The organism is Pseudomonas putida, assembly GCF_003228315.1.
Lineage (GTDB): Bacteria > Pseudomonadota > Gammaproteobacteria > Pseudomonadales > Pseudomonadaceae > Aquipseudomonas > Aquipseudomonas putida_S.
In genome coordinates this window covers 5,026,226-5,046,994 of the sequence record NZ_CP029693.1, presented here as the reverse complement: position 1 = coordinate 5,046,994, position 20,769 = coordinate 5,026,226, and the positions used below count along the sequence as shown (strand labels likewise).

18 protein-coding genes and 3 tRNA genes are annotated in these 20,769 nt (G+C 57.3%); 2 read left to right on the top strand and 19 right to left on the bottom strand.

The features are described 5' to 3' along the window. Window positions 1-53 precede the first annotated feature (53 nt). On the top strand, window positions 54-560 hold the full coding sequence (locus tag DKY63_RS23585) for a hypothetical protein (RefSeq protein ID WP_110966300.1): 507 nt from the start codon (window positions 54-56) through the stop codon (window positions 558-560). 8 nt (window positions 561-568) lie between these two features. Here the strand turns inward: DKY63_RS23585 and DKY63_RS23580 are convergent. The 16 genes from DKY63_RS23580 to rlmE form a co-directional block, all read right to left on the bottom strand. Then, window positions 569-644: transfer RNA gene (locus DKY63_RS23580), tRNA-Thr, on the bottom strand. A 138-nt stretch (window positions 645-782) separates the two neighbouring features. Continuing rightward, on the bottom strand, window positions 783-2,888 hold the full coding sequence (pnp, locus tag DKY63_RS23575; protein WP_110966299.1) for a polyribonucleotide nucleotidyltransferase: 2,106 nt from the start codon (window positions 2,886-2,888) through the stop codon (window positions 783-785). 216 nt (window positions 2,889-3,104) lie between these two features. Continuing rightward, on the bottom strand, window positions 3,105-3,374 hold the full coding sequence (rpsO, locus tag DKY63_RS23570) for a 30S ribosomal protein S15 (RefSeq protein WP_002555121.1): 270 nt from the start codon (window positions 3,372-3,374) through the stop codon (window positions 3,105-3,107). A gap of 117 nt (window positions 3,375-3,491) precedes the next feature. Then, entirely contained in the window at window positions 3,492-4,409 is a 918-nt protein-coding gene (truB, locus tag DKY63_RS23565; protein WP_110966298.1) for a tRNA pseudouridine(55) synthase TruB, read from the bottom strand. A 3-nt stretch (window positions 4,410-4,412) separates the two neighbouring features. Continuing rightward, window positions 4,413-4,814 carry a 30S ribosome-binding factor RbfA gene (rbfA, locus tag DKY63_RS23560; RefSeq protein ID WP_110966297.1) on the bottom strand — a complete coding sequence of 134 codons (402 nt, stop codon included), beginning with the start codon at window positions 4,812-4,814 and terminating at the stop codon, window positions 4,413-4,415. Window positions 4,815-4,973: 159 nt separating this feature from the next. Beyond that, window positions 4,974-7,502: a translation initiation factor IF-2 gene (gene infB, locus DKY63_RS23555; RefSeq protein ID WP_110966296.1), complete on the bottom strand. Its 2,529-nt coding sequence runs from the start codon at window positions 7,500-7,502 to the stop codon at window positions 4,974-4,976. A 27-nt stretch (window positions 7,503-7,529) separates the two neighbouring features. Continuing rightward, window positions 7,530-9,011 carry a transcription termination factor NusA gene (gene nusA / locus DKY63_RS23550; RefSeq protein ID WP_110966295.1) on the bottom strand — a complete coding sequence of 494 codons (1,482 nt, stop codon included), beginning with the start codon at window positions 9,009-9,011 and terminating at the stop codon, window positions 7,530-7,532. Window positions 9,012-9,058: 47 nt separating this feature from the next. Continuing rightward, window positions 9,059-9,517, bottom strand: a complete 459-nt coding sequence (rimP, locus tag DKY63_RS23545) for a ribosome maturation factor RimP (RefSeq protein WP_110966294.1) — start codon at window positions 9,515-9,517, stop codon at window positions 9,059-9,061. Between the two features lie 137 nt (window positions 9,518-9,654). Beyond that, window positions 9,655-9,731: transfer RNA gene (locus DKY63_RS23540), tRNA-Met, on the bottom strand. A gap of 97 nt (window positions 9,732-9,828) precedes the next feature. Next, window positions 9,829-9,914 (bottom strand) — tRNA-Leu (locus DKY63_RS23535). 22 nt (window positions 9,915-9,936) lie between these two features. Then, window positions 9,937-10,320 (bottom strand): preprotein translocase subunit SecG, encoded by a 384-nt coding sequence (gene secG, locus DKY63_RS23530; RefSeq protein WP_017336473.1) that lies wholly within the window; start codon window positions 10,318-10,320, stop codon window positions 9,937-9,939. A gap of 4 nt (window positions 10,321-10,324) precedes the next feature. Next, window positions 10,325-11,080, bottom strand: coding sequence for a triose-phosphate isomerase (gene tpiA, locus DKY63_RS23525; protein WP_110966293.1), 756 nt, complete (start codon window positions 11,078-11,080; stop codon window positions 10,325-10,327). 66 nt (window positions 11,081-11,146) lie between these two features. Then, complete coding sequence (gene glmM / locus DKY63_RS23520) at window positions 11,147-12,484, bottom strand: phosphoglucosamine mutase (protein ID WP_110966292.1); 1,338 nt, start codon at window positions 12,482-12,484, stop codon at window positions 11,147-11,149. A gap of 16 nt (window positions 12,485-12,500) precedes the next feature. After that, window positions 12,501-13,352: a dihydropteroate synthase gene (gene folP, locus DKY63_RS23515; RefSeq protein ID WP_110966291.1), complete on the bottom strand. Its 852-nt coding sequence runs from the start codon at window positions 13,350-13,352 to the stop codon at window positions 12,501-12,503. An 8-nt stretch (window positions 13,353-13,360) separates the two neighbouring features. Beyond that, on the bottom strand, window positions 13,361-15,271 hold the full coding sequence (ftsH, locus tag DKY63_RS23510; protein WP_110966290.1) for an ATP-dependent zinc metalloprotease FtsH: 1,911 nt from the start codon (window positions 15,269-15,271) through the stop codon (window positions 13,361-13,363). A 201-nt stretch (window positions 15,272-15,472) separates the two neighbouring features. Beyond that, a complete protein-coding gene (gene rlmE, locus DKY63_RS23505; RefSeq protein WP_110966289.1) occupies window positions 15,473-16,102 on the bottom strand; it encodes a 23S rRNA (uridine(2552)-2'-O)-methyltransferase RlmE in 630 nt (209 codons plus the stop codon). A 101-nt stretch (window positions 16,103-16,203) separates the two neighbouring features. Between rlmE and DKY63_RS23500 the strand changes: the two genes are divergently transcribed. Further along, window positions 16,204-16,512, top strand: coding sequence for a YhbY family RNA-binding protein (locus DKY63_RS23500; RefSeq protein ID WP_007942889.1), 309 nt, complete (start codon window positions 16,204-16,206; stop codon window positions 16,510-16,512). 9 nt (window positions 16,513-16,521) lie between these two features. On the opposite strand, the gene DKY63_RS23495 is transcribed toward DKY63_RS23500, so the two are convergent. From DKY63_RS23495 to carB, 3 genes are read right to left on the bottom strand one after another with little or no spacing between them, the layout of a single operon-like run. Beyond that, on the bottom strand, window positions 16,522-16,926 hold the full coding sequence (locus DKY63_RS23495; RefSeq protein WP_110966288.1) for an MFS transporter: 405 nt from the start codon (window positions 16,924-16,926) through the stop codon (window positions 16,522-16,524). Window positions 16,927-16,954: 28 nt separating this feature from the next. After that, window positions 16,955-17,431, bottom strand: coding sequence for a transcription elongation factor GreA (greA, locus tag DKY63_RS23490; protein WP_096515573.1), 477 nt, complete (start codon window positions 17,429-17,431; stop codon window positions 16,955-16,957). 2 nt (window positions 17,432-17,433) lie between these two features. After that, on the bottom strand, window positions 17,434-20,655 hold the full coding sequence (gene carB / locus DKY63_RS23485; protein ID WP_110966287.1) for a carbamoyl-phosphate synthase large subunit: 3,222 nt from the start codon (window positions 20,653-20,655) through the stop codon (window positions 17,434-17,436). Between the last annotated feature and the right edge of the window lie 114 nt (window positions 20,656-20,769).

Below are 20,769 nucleotides of genomic sequence, written 5' to 3'. Positions count from 1 at the left end.
AAGCACAAGTCATAGCGATGTGCCATCTCGGCATGTCATATGGAACCCTCGCGATGCCTGGCTACCCGAAGCTCTCCGCTGTTCTATCTGCTACTGCAATGTCGACGCTGCTGGGAGTCCTGGCACTCCCGGGAACGGCCCTTGCCGGCGTTGAATTCAGCAACAGCTCCGCAAGTTCATACGGGAAAGTGACCGCCATTCAAAATGAGTACGGCAAGGACGTGCTGGTCAAAACCAATGTCGAAGTTGGTGAACTGGAAAAGATGCAGGACACCCTCAAGGATCAGGCGCGCCAGATAGAAGAGCTCAAGCGCAGCTCCGGCTCCAACTCCAGTTCGAGCAACAAGGGAATGGAAGAGCTCAAGCGCACCGTCGAGGAGCAAAAGCGCGACCTGGATAACTTGCGCAAGCAGATGGAAGAACTGAAACGCAATAGCGGCTCCAGTTCGAGTTCCAGCAGCAGTGAGATTTCGAGCCTCAAACGGGAAGTCAGCGATCAGGATCGCACCATCGATCAGCTCAAACGTGCTGTCGAGGACTTGAGCAGGAAGGTGAAGTAAGAAAGGGATGGTGCCCGAGACAGGAATCGAACCTGCGACCTTCGCGTTACGAGTGCGCTGCTCTACCGGCTGAGCTACACGGGCGGTGCGCTAAACCTAGCATCGCCAAGCTTTACCGGCAACTTTGGCCAGCGTCTGGATTGATTCCGGGCAAAAAAAGACCCCGCAGTTTTCACTGCGGGGCCTTCTTACAACGTTTTAGCGGTCAGGCTTGAGGGGGAATTAAACGCCCGAAGCCTTGGCTGCTGCCACGTCTTTGATGGACAGCTTGATACGGCCGCGGTTGTCCACGTCCAGTACCAGTACTTCCACTTCCTGACCTTCTTTCAGGATGTCGGTCACTTTCTCAACGCGAGCGTCGCTCAGCATGGAGATGTGAACCAGACCGTCCTTGCCAGGCAGGATGTTGACGAATGCGCCGAAGTCGACGATGCGCTCAACCTTGCCGACGTAGATCTTGCCGATTTCCGCTTCAGCGGTAATGGACAGAACGCGCTGACGTGCAGCTTCTGCAGCATCCTTGGTCTCGCCGAAGATCTTGATCGAACCGTCGTCTTCGATGTCGATCGACGCCTTGGTTTCTTCGCAGATTGCACGGATGGTCGCGCCGCCTTTACCGATGACATCACGGATTTTGTCGGTGTCGATTTTCATCGCGATCATGGTCGGCGCGTTGGCCGACAGTTCGGTACGCGACTGGCCAATGATCTGGTTCATCTGACCAAGGATGTTCAGGCGCGCTTCCAGGGCCTGGCCCAGGGCGATTTCCATGATCTCTTCGGTGATGCCCTTGATCTTGATGTCCATCTGCAGCGCGGTCACGCCTTTGGCGGTACCGGCTACCTTGAAGTCCATATCGCCCAGGTGGTCTTCGTCGCCCAGGATGTCAGTCAGAACAGCGAATTTCTCGCCTTCTTTAACCAGACCCATGGCGATACCGGCAACAGGTGCCTTCATCGGCACACCCGCGTCCATCAGTGCCAGGGAAGCACCGCAAACGGAAGCCATGGAGCTGGAACCGTTGGATTCGGTGATTTCCGATACAACACGGATGGTGTAAGGGAACACGTCAGCAGCAGGCAGCATGGCCTGAACCGAACGACGGGCCAGACGGCCGTGACCGATTTCGCGACGACCGGCGCCACCCATGCGACCACACTCGCCCACCGAGAACGGAGGGAAGTTGTAGTGCAGCATGAACGGGTCTTTTTTCTCGCCTTCCAGGGTGTCCAGCAGTTGCGCGTCACGGGCGGTGCCCAGTGTTGCTACGACCAGTGCCTGGGTTTCACCACGGGTGAACAGTGCCGAACCGTGAGTCTTCGGCAGAACGCCGACTTCGATGTTCAGCGGACGAACGGTACGGGTGTCGCGACCGTCGATACGTGGCTTGCCGTTAACGATGTTTTCGCGAACGGTACGGTATTCGATTTCACCGAAAGCGGCTTTGACGTCGGAAGCGGAAGGCTGGCCTTCTTCGCCGGACAGCTTGGCAACGACCTGATCCTTCAGCTCACCCAGGCGAGCGTAACGGTCGGCCTTGACGGTGATGGTGTAGGCCTGGGAGATCGCTTCGCCGAACTCGGCGCGGATAGCACCCAGCAGTTCGGTGGCTTCGGCTTGTGGAGCCCAGGTCCAGGTTGGCTTGGCAGCTTCGGCAGCCAGTTCTTTAACGGCGTTGATCACAACCTGGAACTCGTCGTGAGCAAACAGCACCGCGCCCAGCATCTGGTCTTCGGTCAGCTCTTCGGCTTCCGATTCAACCATCAGCACGGCGTCCGAAGTACCGGCAACAACCATGTCCAGGCTGGACGCAGCCAGTTGCTCGTAAGTCGGGTTCAGCAGGTAGCCGGTGCTTTCGTGGAAAGCGACACGGGCAGCGCCGATCGGGCCATCGAAAGGAATGCCGGAGATGGCCAGGGCAGCCGAGGTACCGATCATCGCAGCGATGTCCGGATCGGTCTTCTTGCTGGTGGAAACGACGGTGCAGACAACCTGCACTTCGTTCATGAAGCCTTCTGGGAACAGTGGACGGATCGGACGGTCGATCAGTCGGGAAGTCAGGGTTTCTTTCTCGGAAGGACGGCCTTCGCGCTTGAAGAAACCACCAGGGATCTTACCGGCAGCGTAAGTTTTTTCCTGGTAGTGGACAGACAGCGGGAAGAAACCCTTGCCTGGATCGGCTTGTTTGGCACCGACTACGGTCACCAATACGCTGACGTCGTCGTCAACGGTGACCAATACTGCGCCGGAGGCCTGACGGGCGATACGGCCAGTCTCGAGGGTAACGGTCGACTGACCGAACTGGAATTTTTTGATTACCGGGTTCACGGTGTCCTACCTTCTTTTGTGGCTCTTGGGGAAACTGGTTTCTTGCGAAATTCTTGGGCAACGTCGGGAATCGGCCCGAGCGGGTTGTCCTGGTGTTACTTGGGTGAAGCTTGGGAAAGCAGATATCCAGATAAAACTTGAGGCTGGGAGCCTGCCATGCGCCAGCGGAAACCCGCTGACGCACGACAGACAACCAACCTCTAGCGCAATCGCTTATTAGCGACGCAGACCCAGGCGACCGATCAGAGCGCTGTAACGGCTCACGTCTTTGCCTTTCAGGTAGTCCAGCAGCTTGCGACGCTGGTTAACCATGCGGATCAGACCACGACGGGAGTGGTGGTCTTTACCGTTGGCCTTGAAGTGACCTTGCAGTTTGTTGATGTTGGCGGTCAGCAGTGCAACTTGCACTTCTGGCGAACCGGTATCACCAACAGCTTGCTGGTAGTCGGTAACGATTTGAGCTTTTTCTTCAACGCTGAGAGCCATGAGGCAATCCTTTTATCAGGAAACTGTTTCAAAGAAACAGCTTCAACAGGCCAGGGACAAATCCCTGTATCTAAAAATGAGTAGTGACCGTGCCTGTTAACAGCCACCCTCGTTCGGTCATTCTGACCGAATCAGTCGACGCGGCGCGATACGCCCGTCTTCGCTCACTTCACCGATACCGATGAAGCGACCATTGTGATCCTGTACCCGTACCATGCCGAACTTCGGTGCATCCGGGGCACGTACCGGCTGGCCATTAAGCCAGTAGAACGCGCTCGCTTCCGAAAACTGCAGTAGCGGCCAATCCAGCAGGCCGCTGTCCGATGGCATCAGGAAGCGATCGACCGCTTCGTTGCCGCCTTCGGCATGTACCGCTTCCAGCTCTTCCAGGGTGACGGTTTGCGCCAGTGTGAAAGGCCCGGCCTGGGTACGTCGCAGTTCTGCAACGTAAGCACCACAACCGAGTTGCTCACCGATATCCTCAACCAGGGTGCGGATATAGGTGCCTTTGCTGCAATCCACGGCAAGCCGCGCAGTATCACCCTCGAAGGCCAGCAATTCCAAGCGCGTAATAGTAACAGAACGCGGTTCGCGCTCCACTACTTCGCCAGCACGAGCCAACTTGTACAGCGGCTGCCCATCACGCTTGAGGGCCGAGTACATCGGCGGTATCTGCTTGATTTGCCCACGGAAATTCGGCAGTACCGCTTCGATATCGGTGCGACCAACGGTCACCGGCCGCTCCTGCAAAACTTCACCCTCGGCATCCGCCGTGGTGGTGGTCTTGCCCAGTTGAGCCAGGGTTTCGTAACCCTTGTCGGAATCGAGCAGGTATTGCGAGAACTTGGTCGCCTCACCGAAGCACAACGGCAACACGCCGGTGGCCAGTGGGTCGAGGCTGCCGGTATGTCCGGCCTTCTCGGCGTTGAGCAACCAGCGAACCTTCTGCAGTGCCGAGTTGGAGGTGAACCCCAGCGGTTTGTCGAGCAGGATGATTCCGCTGACATTTCGACGGATACGTTTGACCTGAGCCACCGGTTACTCCTTGGTGTCTTCGGCGTCTGCCGCAACCGTATGCTGGCTGTCTTCAGCCACTGCACGCTCGATCAATGCCGACAGGTGCGCACCGCGCACGACGCTTTCATCGTAGTGGAAGTGCAACTGTGGAACGCTGCGCAGCTTCATTTCGCGAGCCAACTGCATGCGCAGGAAACCGGCGGCAGAGTTGAGCACCTTGATGCTTTGTGCAATTTCTTCGTGGCTGTCCTGGCCCATCACAGTGATGAAAATCTTGGCGTGACCGACGTCACGACTGACTTCCACAGCGGTAATGGTGACCAGGCCGACACGCGGGTCTTTGACTTCACGACGGATCAGTTGTGCGAGCTCGCGCTGCATTTGATCGCCGATGCGCTGGGTACGGCTGTATTCTTTTGCCATGTCTTGTTACCTGTTACTGCCCCATGGTGAAACCCATGAGGTCTGAAAGCGGCAAACGCCCGGCCTGGCAGAAGCCAGACCGGGCGTTGCGTTTAGAGTCCTGGCGATGAGTCGTGCATTTGCATGCGACTGGCCATCACGGCTCTTGAAGTGCGCGAGTTAGAGGCTGCGAGCAACCTGAACCTTCTCGAAGACTTCGATCTTGTCACCGACCTTGACGTCGTTGTAGCTCTTCACGCCGATACCGCATTCCATGCCGGAACGCACTTCGGAAGCGTCATCCTTGAAGCGGCGCAGGGATTCCAGCTCGCCCTCGAAGATAACGATGTCTTCACGCAGCACACGGATCGGACGGTTACGGTGAACAGTGCCTTCGATAACCATGCAACCGGCGATCGCACCAAACTTCGGCGAACGGAACACGTCACGCACTTCGGCGATACCCAGAATGTTCTCGCGAACATCGCTGCCGAGCATACCGGTCAGGGCTTTCTTGACGTCTTCGATGATGTCGTAGATCACGTTGTAGTAACGCATATCCAGACCTTCCTGCTCGACGATCTTGCGAGCACCGGCATCGGCACGCACGTTGAAGCCGAACAGTACAGCGTTGGAGGCCAGTGCCAGGTTGGCGTCGGACTCGGTGATACCACCGACACCGCCACCCACTACACGCACTTGCACTTCGTCGTTGCCCAGGCCGTTCAGAGCACCCTGCAAAGCTTCCAGCGAACCACGGACGTCGGATTTGAGGACGATGTTGAGCGTCTTCTTCTCTTCCTGGCCCATGTTTTCGAAGATGTTTTCCAGCTTGCCTGCGTGAGCACGAGCCAGTTTGACTTCGCGGAACTTGCCTTGACGGAACAGAGCCACTTCACGGGCTTTCTTCTCGTCGGCAACCACGCTCATCTCGTCGCCAGCGTCTGGGGTACCGTCCAGGCCGAGGATCTCGACAGGGATGGCCGGGCCGGCTTCCTTGATTGGCTTGCCGTTCTCGTCGAGCATGGCGCGAACGCGGCCATAGTTCGAACCGACCAGGACCATGTCGCCTTGACGCAGGGTACCGTCCTGAACCAGAACGGTCGCCACCGGGCCACGGCCCTTGTCCAGACGGGACTCAACCACGACACCACGACCAGGAGCCGATGGAGTAGCAGTCAGTTCCAGAACTTCGGCTTGCAGCAGAACAGCTTCGAGCAGTTCGTCGACACCGGTACCCATTTTCGCGGAAACCGGTACGAATGGAGTGTCACCACCCCAATCTTCCGACGTCACGCCGTGTACCGACAATTCGCTACGGATGCGATCGAGATCGGCGCCCGGCTTGTCGATCTTGTTCACCGCCACGACCAGCGGAACACCCGCGGCCTGAGCGTGCTGAACCGCTTCGATGGTTTGTGGCATTACGCCGTCGTCCGCTGCAACCACAAGGATCACGATGTCGGTTGCCTTGGCACCACGAGCACGCATTGCGGTAAACGCGGCGTGACCCGGGGTGTCGAGGAACGTCACCATGCCACGGTCGGTTTCAACGTGGTATGCACCGATGTGCTGGGTAATGCCACCGGCTTCGCCAGCAGCAACCTTGGCACGACGGATGTAGTCGAGCAGGGAAGTCTTACCGTGGTCAACGTGGCCCATTACGGTCACGACTGGCGCACGGGCAACAGCCTCGCCTTCAAACTTCAGGGACTCGGCCAGGGAATCTTCCAGGGCGGTGTCGCTGATCAGGGTCACTTTGTGGCCCAGCTCTTCAGCAACCAGCTGGGCAGTTTCCTGATCCAGTACCTGGTTGATGGTTGCCGGAGTACCCAGCTTGAACATGAACTTGATGATTTCAGCAGCCTTGACCGACATCTGCTGGGCGAGATCGCCCACAGTGATGGTCTCGCCGATCTTCACTTCGCGCACGACAGGACCGGTCGGGTTCTGGAAACCGTGGGCGTTGCGCTTCTTCAGCTTGGCCTTGCCGCGACCACCACGACGGAAGCCATCGCTTTCTTCGTCGGTAGTACGCGGGGCAACACGTGGAGCTGGAGCCTTTTCCTTGACCGAAGCGCGATGCGGAGCATTTTTGCGCTCGCCGTCGCCACCGCCGCGACGATTTTCGTCGGAACGGGTTTTGTCCGGACGACGCTGTTCGTCGCGCTTGCGGGTATCGGCCACAGGAGCTGGTGCTGGCGCCACAACCGGGGCGCTTTCACGCACAGGCTCGACAACTGCAGCAGGCTCTGCAACAGCTTCGACCGGAGCAACCGGCGCAGCAACTGGGGCAGGCTGACGACGCGCTTCTTCTTCGGCGCGACGCTTGGCTTCTTCCTCAGCCTTTTGACGGGCAGCATTCTCTACTGCGCGACGCTCATCCAGCTCACGCTTGCGCTCGGCTTCGATTTCTTCCGGGCTACGCTGTACGAAGACTTTCTTCTTGCGTACTTCAACGCTGATGCTTTTGCTGCCAGCAACACGCAGGGTGCTGGTGGTTTTACGCTGCAGCGTAATCTTGCGTGGCTCTTCCACTTTCGCCTTGTGGCTGCTTTTCAAGTGAGTCAGCAGGGATTGCTTCTCACTGTCAGTCACATGTTCTTCGGCGGCGGTGTGCGGCAGACCTGCCTCACGCATCTGCTGCAACAGGCGCTCTACCGGTGTTTTGACCTCATCGGCCAGTTGTTTCACCGTGACTTGCGTCATGCACTTCTCTCCTCAGGCCGCGCCTAATTACTCGAACCAGTGGGCTCGGGCGGCCATGATCAACTTGCCGGCACGATCTTCGTCGATGCCGTCGATGTCGAGCAGGTCGTCAATAGACTGCTCGGCCAGGTCTTCGCGGGTAATGACGCCGCGCACCGCCAGTTCCATCGCCAAATCCTTGTCCATACCCTCAAGCGAGAGCAGGTCTTCGGCCGGATGGGCGTCTGCCAGCTTTTCCTCGGTAGCGATGGCTTTGGTCAACAAACGATCCTTGGCACGAGCGCGAAGCTCGTTGACGATTTCTTCGTCAAAGCCGTCGATGTTGAGCATTTCTTCCAACGGTACGTAGGCAATCTCTTCCAGGCTGGTGAAGCCTTCATCAACCAGCACCTGAGCCAGCTCTTCGTCGACTTCCAGCTCGTCGATGAAGTTGCGCAGGATGTCGCCGGTTTCTGCTTGCTGCTTGGCCTGGATGTCCGATTCGGTCATCACGTTCAGGGTCCAGCCAGTCAATTGGCTCGCCAGACGCACGTTCTGACCACCGCGACCGATGGCCTGAGCCAGATTGTCAGCGCCAACGGCGATGTCCATGGCGTGGGCATCTTCATCAACGATAATTGCCGCAACCTCAGCCGGGGACATGGCATTGATTACGAACTGAGCCGGGTTGTCGTCCCACAGAACGATGTCAACGCGCTCACCGCCCAACTCGCCCGACACTGCTTGTACGCGCGAACCGCGCATACCGATGCAAGCGCCCTGCGGGTCGATGCGTTTGTCCTTGGAGCGGACGGCGATCTTGGCACGGGAACCCGGATCACGGGATGCCGCCATGACTTCGATCAGACCTTCAGCAATTTCCGGCACTTCGATGCGGAACAACTCGATCAGCATTTCCGGCGCGGTACGCGACAGGATAAGCTGCGGGCCGCGGTTCTCGGTTCGGATTTCCTTGAGCAGCGCACGCAGACGCACGCCAACCCGGAAGGTTTCGCGAGAAATGATGTCCTCACGGGCCAGCAACGCTTCGGCGTTGTTGCCCAAATCGACGATCACGTTGTCGCGGGTCACTTTCTTTACGGTGCCGGAGATGATTTCACCCAGGCGTTCGCGGTAAGCGTCAACAACCTGAGCGCGCTCGGCTTCGCGAACTTTCTGCACGATGACTTGCTTGGCAGTCTGTGCAGCGATACGACCGAATTCGATCGACTCGATCTTCTCTTCGACGACATCACCCACCTTGGCGCCAGGATGCGTTTGAGCAACCTTGCTTGGCCAGGTTTCGATCGCAGGATCGTCCAGGTCATCTTCTTCGACGACAGTCCAGCGACGGAATGTCTCGTAGGAACCGGTGTGGCGATTAATTTCCACACGCAGGTCAACTTCGTCTTCGAAACGCTTTTTGGTAGCAGTGGCCAAGGCCAGCTCCAGCGCTTCAAAAATCACGTTTGGTGGTACGCCTTTTTCATTGGATACCGACTCAACAACCAGCAGTACTTCTTTGCTCATCGTACGCCTCGCCTTTCGCAAGCCATTGGATCCGCGGGATCCGCGTCTCAGTCAAAACTGGGAATAATATTGGCCTTGTCGATCATATCGATCGGCAACAGGAACTCATGGTCATCTACCTGCACCACGACATCCTGCTCTTCTACACCGCGCAGAAGGCCCTGAAAGTTGCGTCGTCCTTCAAAAGGCGAGCGCAGCTTGATCTTCACTTGTTCACCGGCAAATTTTGCAAACTGCTCAAGAGTGAACAGAGGGCGTTCCATGCCAGGCGAGGAAACTTCAAGGGTGTATTCAACGGCGATTGGATCTTCAACATCCAGGACACCGCTGATCTGACGGCTGACGATGGCGCAATCGTCCACCAGCACGCCGCCTTCTTTATCGATATAAACGCGCAACATTGAGTGGCGACCTTGCGCCGTGAACTCAATACCCCAGCATTCATAGCCCAGGGCCACGACCACCGGGGCCAGCAAGGCCTGCAACTCTTCTAGCTTGCTCGACACCTGAACCCCCTAGTGCATGTATGTGCATGCCATGAAAAATAAAAAATGGGCGAAACGCCCATCCTTGAAACGCCGTCGAACAGCGGCGCTGAAAGTGTCCAGCTAACAAAAAGCCCCTTAAAAGGGGCTCCTTAAACTGGTTGCGGGGGCCGGATTTGAACCGACGACCTTCGGGTTATGAGCCCGACGAGCTACCAGACTGCTCCACCCCGCGACAAAGCTGGGGCGGAAGTATACGACCGATCCCCTGGAGGGTCAATGTAACCTTCCACCTGCAAGAAAGCCCGCAACAGCGGGCTCTCCTGACTAATTGGTACCGAGAAGGGGACTCGAACCCCTACACCCTATGGGCACAACCACCTCAAGGTTGCGTGTCTACCAATTCCACCACCTCGGCAAAACTACGTTTGAAACCCTTCCTACTTCTGCTCTTGAGCTGGAGGTACGTCAGTCGCTGGAGTAGCCGACTTTTGCTCTTGAAGCACCGGGACATCATCAGAAGCCGGTTGTTGCTTTGGAACTTCCAACACCGCCGGGTTTGGGAGACCTACTTGAGTCAGCTGGTGAGCCTTCTCTTTAGCAAAGTAACCTAACCCCAAGCTGGTTATGAAAAAACCTGCGGCAAGTATAGCAGTAAACTTACTAAGAAAGGTAGAGGAACCTTGGCTTCCGAACACAGTATTTGAAGCACCTGCTCCGAAAGACGCGCCAGCATCCGCACCTTTACCCTGCTGCAGCAAAACCAGAGCGACTACGCCCAATGCACCCAGCAGATGAAAAACGACTACGACTGTTTCCAGCATTTTTTCAGTTTCCCGCGGCGCGACAGATCGCACCGAACTCATCTGCATTCAGGGAAGCCCCACCAATGAGACCCCCATCGATATCCGGCATGCCGAACAGTTCGACCGCATTGGCCGCCTTCACGCTGCCGCCGTATAGAAGTCGCACACCTTGTGCGACCTCAGAATTCTCTGCTGCCAACTGAGCACGAATGGCTGCATGTACATCCTGTGCCTGCTGTGGCGAAGCGGTCAGTCCGGTACCAATGGCCCAGACCGGCTCGTAAGCGATTACCGCCTTTGCAAATGCACCGACACCCAACTCGTCGATGATACTGCTCAGCTGACGCGAGACAACTTCAAGAGTTTTCCCCGCTTCGCGCTGCTCGAGGGTTTCCCCTACGCACAACACTGGAACCAAGCCACACGCCTGTGCCGCCGCGAACTTGCGGATCAGCATTCCGTCCTGCTCGCCCATGATCTGACGGCGCTCGGAGTGCCCGACAAGCACCAGGGAACAATCTGCATCCACCAACTGACTTGGTGCAACTTCACCAGTCAACGCACCTTGCCCGGATTCCACCGCAGAGTTCTGCGCACCGACCGAAATCGAACTACCTTTCAACCCATCAACCACTTGGTTGACATGTAGAAAAGAAGGGAATACCGCTACATCAACACCGTCCGGCAAGGCCAGGTCACGAAGGCCATTGATCAGCTCAGCGACGCTGGCGCGGGTACCGTGCATCTTCCAGTTACCAGCTACCATAGGGCGACGCATGCTGTACCTCGTCGGTCAAAGTGGGCGCAGATGTTACCCAACACATTCATGGCTGGCAAGCCGAAATCAGGCAGAAACTTCAGTAACCAGTTTTGCCAGCTCTTCGGCGTACGCGCGAACCTGTTTTTCATCTTCGCCTTCGACCATTACACGCACCAGAGGCTCCGTCCCGGACTTGCGCAAAAGCACGCGCCCACGGCCCGCCATAGCCTTGGTGACACGCTCACTTGCTTCCTTGACTGACGGGTGCTCGAGAGGACTGGCACCACCACCAAAGCGAACATTGATAAGCACCTGAGGGCACTTGCGCAGCGCCTGCCGAGCCTGAGCCAAGCTTTCGGATCGGGTCTTCAGCGCCATCAATACCTGCAATGCTGCGATAATCGCATCTCCGGTTGTTGTGTGATTGAAGCAAACGATATGACCGGAGTTCTCACCACCTACCAGCCAGTTCCGCTCGAGCAGATCAGCAATGACATAACGGTCACCGACATTGGCACGCACGAACGGAATCGCCAGATCCGCGAGAGCCAGTTCCAACCCCAGATTGCTCATCAGCGTACCGACAACACCACCCTGCAGCTTGTCACGCTCGTGCAAATCGCGAGCGATGATATAAAGCAATTCATCACCATCGACGATTGCGCCGGTGTGGTCGACCATCAGAACCCTGTCACCATCCCCATCGAATGCGATCCCCAGATCGGCGTGCTCGGCGAGAACGGCGGACTGCAGCTGCCCCATATGGGTGGAGCCGCAATTGTCGTTGATGTTCAGACCGTTGGGCTGTGCCGACAACACCACTACATCGGCACCGAGCTCACGGAACACGCTGGGTGCAACCTTATAGGTCGCACCATGGGCGCAGTCGAGAACGATTTTCATGCCGGAGAAGCTGGTGCCCGTTGGCACACTGCTCTTACAGAATTCGATATAACGCCCTGAAGCGTCATTGATTCGCGAAACCTTGCCGATCTTGCTCGACTCGACCACCGTCATCGGCGTGTCCAGCAGCTCTTCGATCATTTGCTCGACTTCATCCGGCAGCTTGGTGCCCTTGCCCGAGAAGAACTTGATGCCATTGTCATCATGAGGGTTGTGCGAAGCACTGATCACGATGCCGGCTTCAGCATGAAAGGTGCGTGTCAGATAGGCAATGGCCGGAGTTGGCATCGGCCCCAGAAGCATGACATCAGCGCCAGCCGAAGTGAGCCCGGCCTCTAGAGCAGATTCAAACATGTAACCGGAAATCCGGGTGTCCTTGCCAACCAGCACCTTGCATGCACCCATCTTGCGAAATGCCATGCCCGCAGCCCAACCGAGTTTGAGCATGAAATCAGGAGTAATCGGGTATTCGCCCACTCGACCACGAATGCCGTCGGTACCAAAGTATTTCCTAGTCATAAACGCTCCATCATTCTTATTCGGCTGATTCCACTGCGGCGATCATCTTCACCACATCGACTGTTTCGGCTACATCATGGACACGCAATATACGCGCACCTTTTTGCGAAGCCAGTACTGCCAGGGCAAGACCACCATAAAGGCGCTCACCCACGGGGCGATTCAACGCCTGCCCTATCATGCTCTTGCGCGACACCCCAACCAACAGAGGCCTGCCCAGGACATGCAAAGCTTCCATATGTTTGAACAAGCTTAGATTGTGCTGCAACGTTTTTGCGAAGCCGAACCCGGGATCGAGAATGATTCGCTCGGAAGGAATTCCCACCGACGCGCACTGAGCCATACGCTCGGCAAGAAACTCGCCTACCTCTTTCGTGACATCCTTGTACTGCGGATTGTCCTGCATATCGCCCGGTTCACCGAGCATATGCATCAGACAAACCGGCAACCCCGTTGCCGCTGCAGCATCGAGCGCGCCATCGCGGCGCAAGGAGCGCACATCATTGATCAACCCAGCTCCCAGCCGCGCGGTTTCACGCATTACGGCTGGCGTAGAGGTATCAACAGAGATAATGACATCCAGCTCGCAATGAATCCGCTCGACGATCGGGGCCACGCGCTCAAGCTCTTCCAGTGACGATACCGCCCTGGCACCCGGCCGCGTTGACTCACCACCGACATCGATCAACGTCGCGCCCGCAGCAACCATGGCTTCAGCATGACGCAAGGCCGCATCAAGCTGGCTGTACTTGCCGCCATCGGAAAAGGAATCAGGAGTGACATTGAGAATGCCCATGACATGTGTCTGGGCCAAATCAAGAACCCGGTTGCCGCAAGGCAACCGGGTCGAGGACTGAACAAAAGTCATTTCAAACCTTAAACGTCAGCAGCCGGACCGCCGATAGGTGTTTGTGGACGCTCATCCTGCACTACCGGAGGAGTTCCGGAAGTGCCTGTACCACCCGACCAATCACGAGGTTCGCGAGGTGTACGACCTGCCATGATGTCGTCGATCTGCTCGGCATCGATCGTTTCGTACTTCATTAACGCATCAGCCATGGCGTCGAGCTTGTCGCGGTTATCCGTGAGGATCTGCTTCGCCGTGCCGTAGCAATGATCGATGATGCTGCGGACCTCGGAGTCGATCAGTTTCGCGGTCTCACCCGAGAAGCTTGCGTTCTGGCCACCGCCGCCACGACCAAGGAAGACTTCACCTTCCTCTTCGGCGTACATCAATGGACCGAGTTTCTCGGAAAGGCCCCACTTGGTCACCATGTTCCGCGCAATCTGACTCGCACGCATGATGTCATTGGAGGCGCCGGTGGTTACACCGTCGAAGCCCAAAGTCATCTCTTCAGCGATACGACCGCCGTAAAGCGAGCAAATCTGACTGATCAAGGCACGCTTGGACAAGCTGTAACGGTCTTCTTCCGGCAGGAACATGGTCACGCCCAGCGCGCGACCGCGCGGGATGATCGAGACCTTGTACACCGGATCATGCTCAGGCACGACGCGACCAACGATGGCGTGGCCCGCTTCGTGATAAGCAGTGTTCTGCTTTTCCTTCTCGGACATGACCATGGATTTGCGCTCTGCGCCCATCATGATCTTGTCTTTTGCCAGTTCGAACTCTTTCATCTCGACGATGCGCTTGCCTGCACGGGCAGCGAACAGAGACGCCTCGTTCACCAAGTTCGCCAGGTCGGCACCGGAGAAGCCTGGGGTACCACGGGCGATAACGGCCGCAGCCACATCGTCACCCATTGGCACTTTGCGCATGTGGACCTTGAGAATCTGTTCGCGACCACGGATATCCGGCAGACCCACTACAACCTGACGGTCGAAACGGCCCGGACGGAGCAGTGCAGGGTCAAGAACGTCAGGACGGTTGGTCGCCGCAATCACGATGATGCCGTCATTCATTTCAAAGCCGTCCATCTCTACCAGCAACTGGTTGAGAGTCTGCTCGCGCTCATCGTGACCGCCGCCCATGCCGGCGCCACGGTGGCGACCAACGGCGTCGATTTCATCGATGAAGATAATGCAGGGCGCGTGCTTCTTGGCCTGTTCGAACATATCGCGAACGCGGCTGGCACCGACACCGACGAACATTTCGACGAAGTCAGAACCGGAAATGGTGAAGAACGGCACCTTGGCTTCGCCGGCAATCGCCTTGGCCAGCAAGGTTTTACCGGTACCCGGAGGACCGACCATCAGCACACCGCGGGGAATGCGGCCACCCAGACGCTGGAACTTGCCTGGATCACGCAGGAATTCGACCAACTCACCAACTTCTTCCTTGGCTTCGTCGCAACCCGCAACGTCAGCCAGGGTGGTTTTCACCTGATCTTCAGACAGCAGGCGCGCCTTGCTTTTGCCAAAGCTCATCGGCCCACCCTTGCCGCCCGCACCGCCTTGCATCTGGCGCATGAAGAACATGAACACCGCGATGATCACCAGGATCGGGAAGCTGGCCACCAGAAGCTGGGTCCAGATGCTTTGCTGCTCAGGCTGCTTGCCTTCGACCACAACGTGGTTGTCGACCAGGTCACCGATCAGGCCATTATCCTGAATCGCCGGACGAATGGTCTTGAAGCTATCGCCATCGTTGCGCTTGCCGGTAATCACATAGCCGTCGACGGCGACGCGCTCGACCTTGCCATCCTTGACCTGCTGGATGAAGTCGGAATAGTTGAGGGTCTGCGGCTCGTTAGGGCTGGAGAAGTTGTTCATCACCGTCACCAGGACTGCCGCGATGATCAACCACAGGATCAGATTCTTTGCCATATCGTTCAATTAACTACCCTCTGAAGCAAGCTCCGCTACTGGCGCGCGCTTCGCATGATATTCACCGGCCTAACTTACTACATTACCTACAGCTCTGGCAGGCGCCGTCTGTAACCCTTTGTGAAACACTTTCTACACAATATTCGCTTATGCACGCAGGGCGAAATACGAAAAACCTATCACCCCGCAAAAAAACTCGTGTTACTCGCTACCACCGCGATAGCCCCAGGCCAGCATGTATTGCTCGCGGGAACTGTCACGGGAAGAGTCCGGCTTGATCATCTGGACCTTGTCGAATTTCTTACGAGCGTCCTTCAGGTAAATATCGAACCCTTCGCCCTGAAAAATCTTGATCAGGAAATTACCACCCGGCTTGAGAATCCGCTCCGCCAGATCAAGTGCCAATTCGCAAAGAAACATGGCTTTTGGCATATCCACGGCAGGCGTACCACTCATATTGGGGGCCATATCGGAAATCACAAGGTCCACCTGCGAATTACCCACCGCTTCAAGAATCCGGGCGAGCACTTCGTCCTGAGTGAAGTCTCCCTGAATGAAAGTCACGTCCGGAATACTGTCCATCTCCAGGATATCCGACGCGATCAGGCGCCCCTGACCACCAATCAGCCGGCTAGTGACCTGCGACCAACCGCCAGGCGCCGCGCCGAGGTCGACAACGCTCATGCCCGGACGGATCAACTTGTATTTCTCCTGGACCTCCAGAAGTTTGTAACTCGCACGCGAGCGGTAGCCATCCTTCTGCGCCTGCTTCACATAGGGGTCGTTGACATGTCTTTTCAGCCAACCAAGGCTTGTCTTGGAACGCGCCATTGGGCACCTCGATGATAAGGGTCGTGATTAATTGGGCGGATCCGCGAGCCCTCGGGTAAAATGGCCGCCATTTTACAGAATCCAGACGAAAGGGTCAGATTATGCCGCTCACTCAAGAGCAGAAGAAACAGTACAAATCCATTGGCCACCATCTGAAACCAGTTTTGATTGTGGCTGACAACGGTTTGACTGAAGGTGTGTTAGCCGAACTTGAACGCGCATTGGCGGATCACGAACTGATCAAGATCAAGCTCAACATCCTGGATCGCGAATCGCGCCTGGCATCCATTGCAGAGCTGTGCAAAGTCGGCAAGGCGGATCTGGTTCAGGTCATCGGCAAGATGGCACTGATTTACCGCAAGAATTTCAGCGTCAACAAACAGCTGTCGAACGTCCATCGCTTCAAGTGATGGCAAGGGTCAAGGGTGTGCTTCGCGCACCCTGCCACTCCACCCCGGCACCGACTGCAACACCAGCAGCAGCCCTGAAAAGCCCAGCACAAGGTAGCTGAATACCCGCCAACGCCCCGCCTCCGGCCAGCCGATATGCATTGCGAAGTACATCGCACACGCATACAGCGCCATCAATAGCAGTTGCCCGCGAATATCCCGCCAAAGACTGGCGACGCCTTCGAACTGAATCAGCACCAGAACTTGAAGAACCACGCACACCGCGGCAATCCCTACCGCCATGGCGTATAAAATCGATGCAATTTCGTCGACCAACAGCGGCGCCAGGCCTATTCGCCCGAGCATCGGCTGCAAGCCGAGTTGCAACAACCACAAGCCGCCGACCCAGAGCATCTGGGCCAGTTGCCAAAGCATGGCGCCCGCACGAAGCGGGCGCCGACCTTCAGATGTGACGAACTTCGACAATCTCATACTCGATCACGCCACCTGGCGTTTTGACCGCAACCACATCACCCTCTTCCTTGGCAATCAAGGCGCGGGCGATAGGCGAACCGACAGAGATCTTGCCGAGCTTGATGTCAGCCTCGTCCTCACCAACGATCTGGTAGGTCACGCTTTCATCGGTTTCGACGTTAGCGATCTCCACAGTCGTACCGAAAATCACCTTTCCGGTGTGAGGAATAGTCGTGACATCGATGACCACAGCATTTTGCATGCGGCCTTCAATGTCACGAATCCGCGCCTCGACCATACCCTGCTGCTCACGAGCGGCGTGGTATTCGGCGTTTTCCTTCAAGTCACCCAACTCACGGGCCGTACCGATGTCCTGGCTCAGCTTCGGACGTACGACTTTGGTCAGGTGAGCATGTTCTTCTTCCAGGGCGCGAGCGCCCTGAACAGTCATTGGGTACTTCGTTATGCTCATGCCTTCAATCCTGCGTGTAGATCCTGCAAGCGACGTACGGTCTTCTCAGGACCGAACTTCAGCGCTTCGCAGATCGCTTCGCCAGCAGCAATGGTCGTGGTGCAGTAAATCTTGTGCTGCAGGGCATTGCGACGAATGGAGTAAGAGTCAGCGATCGACTGGCGACCTTCAGTGGTGTTGATGATCAGGGTGACTTCGTCATTCTTGATCATGTCGACCACGTGCGGACGGCCTTCGGTCACCTTGTTCACACGGCGCACTTTCAGACCTGCGGCTTCGATCAGCTTGGCAGTACCGGCAGTGGCAACCACTTCAAAGCCCAAGTTGATCAGATCGCGAGCCACACCAGCAACCAGTGGCTTGTCGTCATCACGCACGCTGATGAAGGCAGTACCACCAGTCGGCAGCACTTCGCTGGCACCCATCTGGGCCTTGGCAAATGCTTCACCGAAGGTATCGCCCACGCCCATTACTTCGCCCGTCGACTTCATCTCTGGGCCGAGGATCGGGTCAACGCCAGGGAACTTGGCGAATGGGAACACCGCCTCTTTCACGCTGTAGAAGTTCGGGATGATTTCCTTGGTGAAACCCAGCTCTTTCAGGGTTTTACCGGCCATCACACGTGCCGCGATCATCGCCAAAGAAACACCGATGCACTTGGATACGAACGGCACGGTACGGGAAGCACGCGGGTTGACTTCGATGACGTAGATGTCTTCGCCTTGCAGCGCCAGTTGTACGTTCATCAGGCCGACCACGCCCAGCTCCAGGGCCATTTTCTTGACCTGTTCGCGCATCTCGTCCTGGATGTGCGCCGGCAACGAGTACGGCGGTAGGGAGCAAGCCGAGTCACCGGAGTGAACGCCAGCCTGTTCGATGTGCTGCATGATCGCGCCGATCACGACGTCTTTGCCGTCGCTGACCGCGTCCACATCCATTTCAATCGCGCAGTTCAGGAAGTGATCCAGCAGCACCGGGCTGTCGTTGGACACCTGCACCGCTTCGCGCAGGTAACGCTTGAGCTCTTCTTCCTTGTAGACGATTTCCATCGCCCGGCCGCCCAATACGTAGGACGGACGCACTACCAGCGGGTAACCGATCTTTGCCGCAGCACGTACCGCCTCGTCTTCGCTACGCACGGTGGCGTTTGGCGGCTGACGCAGGTTCAGGCGCTGGACCATCTGCTGGAAGCGCTCACGATCTTCGGCGCGGTCGATGGCGTCTGGGCTGGTGCCGATAATTGGCACACCAGCAGCTTCCAGGGCACGAGCCAGTTTCAGCGGCGTCTGGCCACCGTACTGGACGATCACGCCTTTTGGCTTCTCAACGCGAACGATTTCCAGCACGTCTTCCAGGGTTACCGGCTCGAAGTACAGGCGATCGGAAGTGTCGTAGTCAGTGGAAACGGTTTCCGGGTTGCAGTTGACCATGATGGTCTCGTACCCGTCATCGCGAAGGGCCAGTGCCGCGTGTACGCAGCAGTAGTCGAACTCGATGCCCTGGCCGATTCGGTTCGGACCGCCACCCAGGATCATGATCTTGTCGCGACCCGATGGTGCGGCTTCGCACTCTTCCTCGTACGTGGAGTACAGGTAAGCGGTGTCGGTAGCAAACTCGGCGGCGCAGGTGTCGACGCGCTTGTAGACCGGGAACACTTCCAGCTTGTGGCGATGGGCACGCAGGCTCTTCTCGGTCACACCCAGCAGCTTGGCCAGACGCTGATCAGAGAAACCCTTGCGCTTGAGGCGGAACATCAGGTCACGGTCGATGCTGGTCAGGCCCAGGGTCTTGACCTTCTCTTCGTCCTTGATCAGATCTTCCATCTGCACCAGGAACCAACGGTCGATCATGGTCATGCCGAAGATGTCATCAACGCTCATGCCGGCGCGCATTGCGTCAGCCACGTACCAGATACGCTCGGCGCCCGGCACGGTCAGCTCGCGCTTGAGAACACCCATGCTTTCCGGGTTGCTCAGATCAACCTTCTCGTCCAGGCCGCAAACACCAACTTCCAGACCGCGCAGAGCTTTCTGCAGGGATTCCTGGAAGGTACGGCCGATGGCCATGACTTCACCGACCGACTTCATTTGCGTGGTCAGGCGTGCGTCAGCCTTGGCGAACTTCTCGAAGGCGAAACGTGGCAGCTTGGTGACGACGTAGTCGATCGAAGGTTCGAAGGACGCTGGAGTACGACCACCGGTGATATCGTTTTGCAGCTCGTCCAGGGTGTAACCGACAGCCAGCTTGGCGGCGATCTTGGCGATCGGGAAACCGGTGGCTTTCGAAGCCAGTGCCGAGGAGCGGGACACACGTGGGTTCATCTCGATGACGACCATGCGGCCAGTGTCCGGGCAAATACCGAACTGAACGTTGGAACCGCCGGTTTCCACGCCAATCTCACGCAGTACCGCCAGGGAGGCGTTACGCAGGATCTGGTATTCCTTGTCGGTCAGGGTCTGCGCAGGAGCCACGGTGATCGAGTCACCGGTGTGCACGCCCATCGGGTCGAAGTTTTCGATGGAGCAGACGATGATGCAGTTGTCCTTCTTATCGCGGACAACCTCCATTTCGTATTCTTTCCAGCCGATCAGGGATTCGTCGATCAGCAGCTCTTTGGTCGGCGACAAGTCCAGACCACGGGCGCAGATTTCTTCGAACTCTTCGCGGTTGTAAGCGATACCGCCACCGGTGCCGCCCATGGTGAAGGACGGACGGATGATGCACGGGAAGCCCAACTTCTCGAGGACCGCATTGGCTTCTTCCATGCTGTGGGCGATGCCGGAACGCGGACATTCCAGGCCGATTGCCTTCATGGCCTTGTCGAAACGCGAACGGTCTTCGGCCTTGTCGATGGTGTCGGCGTTGGCGCCGATCATTTCCACACCGAACTTCTCCAGGACGCCTTCGCGCTCCAGGTCCAGGGCGCAGTTAAGAGCGGTCTGGCCACCCATGGTCGGCAGCAGCGCGTCCGGACGCTCCTTTTCGATGATCTTGGCAACGGTCTGCCACTTGATCGGCTCGATGTAGGTGGCGTCGGCCATGGCCGGGTCGGTCATGATGGTGGCCGGGTTGGAGTTCACCAGGATGACGCGGTAGCCCTCCTCGCGCAGCGCTTTACAGGCCTGGGCGCCGGAGTAGTCGAATTCGCAGGCCTGGCCGATTACGATCGGGCCAGCGCCAAGAATCAGGATGCTTTTAATGTCTGTACGTTTTGGCATGGGTTTGTCACTCAAATCCGCAGGTCAGTCGGCAAGCCGTCTTGTTCAATCTCTGAAGACTTGAGGGGGCCGCCGGTGTCGGGACCGCCCTCAAGCTTCGCTACATCAGGGCGA

Coding starts and splice junctions, on each gene's coding strand:
- nusA (WP_110966295.1), bottom strand. CDS start 9,011: ATGAGCAAAGAAGTACTGCTGGTTGTTGAGTCGGTATCCAATGAAAAA.
- folP (WP_110966291.1), bottom strand. CDS start 13,352: ATGACTTTTGTTCAGTCCTCGACCCGGTTGCCTTGCGGCAACCGGGTT.
- carB (WP_110966287.1), bottom strand. CDS start 20,655: ATGCCAAAACGTACAGACATTAAAAGCATCCTGATTCTTGGCGCTGGC.
- tpiA (WP_110966293.1), bottom strand. CDS start 11,080: ATGCGTCGCCCTATGGTAGCTGGTAACTGGAAGATGCACGGTACCCGC.
- secG (WP_017336473.1), bottom strand. CDS start 10,320: ATGCTGGAAACAGTCGTAGTCGTTTTTCATCTGCTGGGTGCATTGGGC.
- DKY63_RS23585 (WP_110966300.1), top strand. CDS start 54: ATGCCTGGCTACCCGAAGCTCTCCGCTGTTCTATCTGCTACTGCAATG.
- DKY63_RS23495 (WP_110966288.1), bottom strand. CDS start 16,926: ATGCTTTGGCAACTGGCCCAGATGCTCTGGGTCGGCGGCTTGTGGTTG.
- ftsH (WP_110966290.1), bottom strand. CDS start 15,271: ATGGCAAAGAATCTGATCCTGTGGTTGATCATCGCGGCAGTCCTGGTG.
- rbfA (WP_110966297.1), bottom strand. CDS start 4,814: ATGGCAAAAGAATACAGCCGTACCCAGCGCATCGGCGATCAAATGCAG.
- rlmE (WP_110966289.1), bottom strand. CDS start 16,102: ATGGCGCGTTCCAAGACAAGCCTTGGTTGGCTGAAAAGACATGTCAAC.
- DKY63_RS23500 (WP_007942889.1), top strand. CDS start 16,204: ATGCCGCTCACTCAAGAGCAGAAGAAACAGTACAAATCCATTGGCCAC.
- infB (WP_110966296.1), bottom strand. CDS start 7,502: ATGACGCAAGTCACGGTGAAACAACTGGCCGATGAGGTCAAAACACCG.
- rpsO (WP_002555121.1), bottom strand. CDS start 3,374: ATGGCTCTCAGCGTTGAAGAAAAAGCTCAAATCGTTACCGACTACCAG.
- glmM (WP_110966292.1), bottom strand. CDS start 12,484: ATGACTAGGAAATACTTTGGTACCGACGGCATTCGTGGTCGAGTGGGC.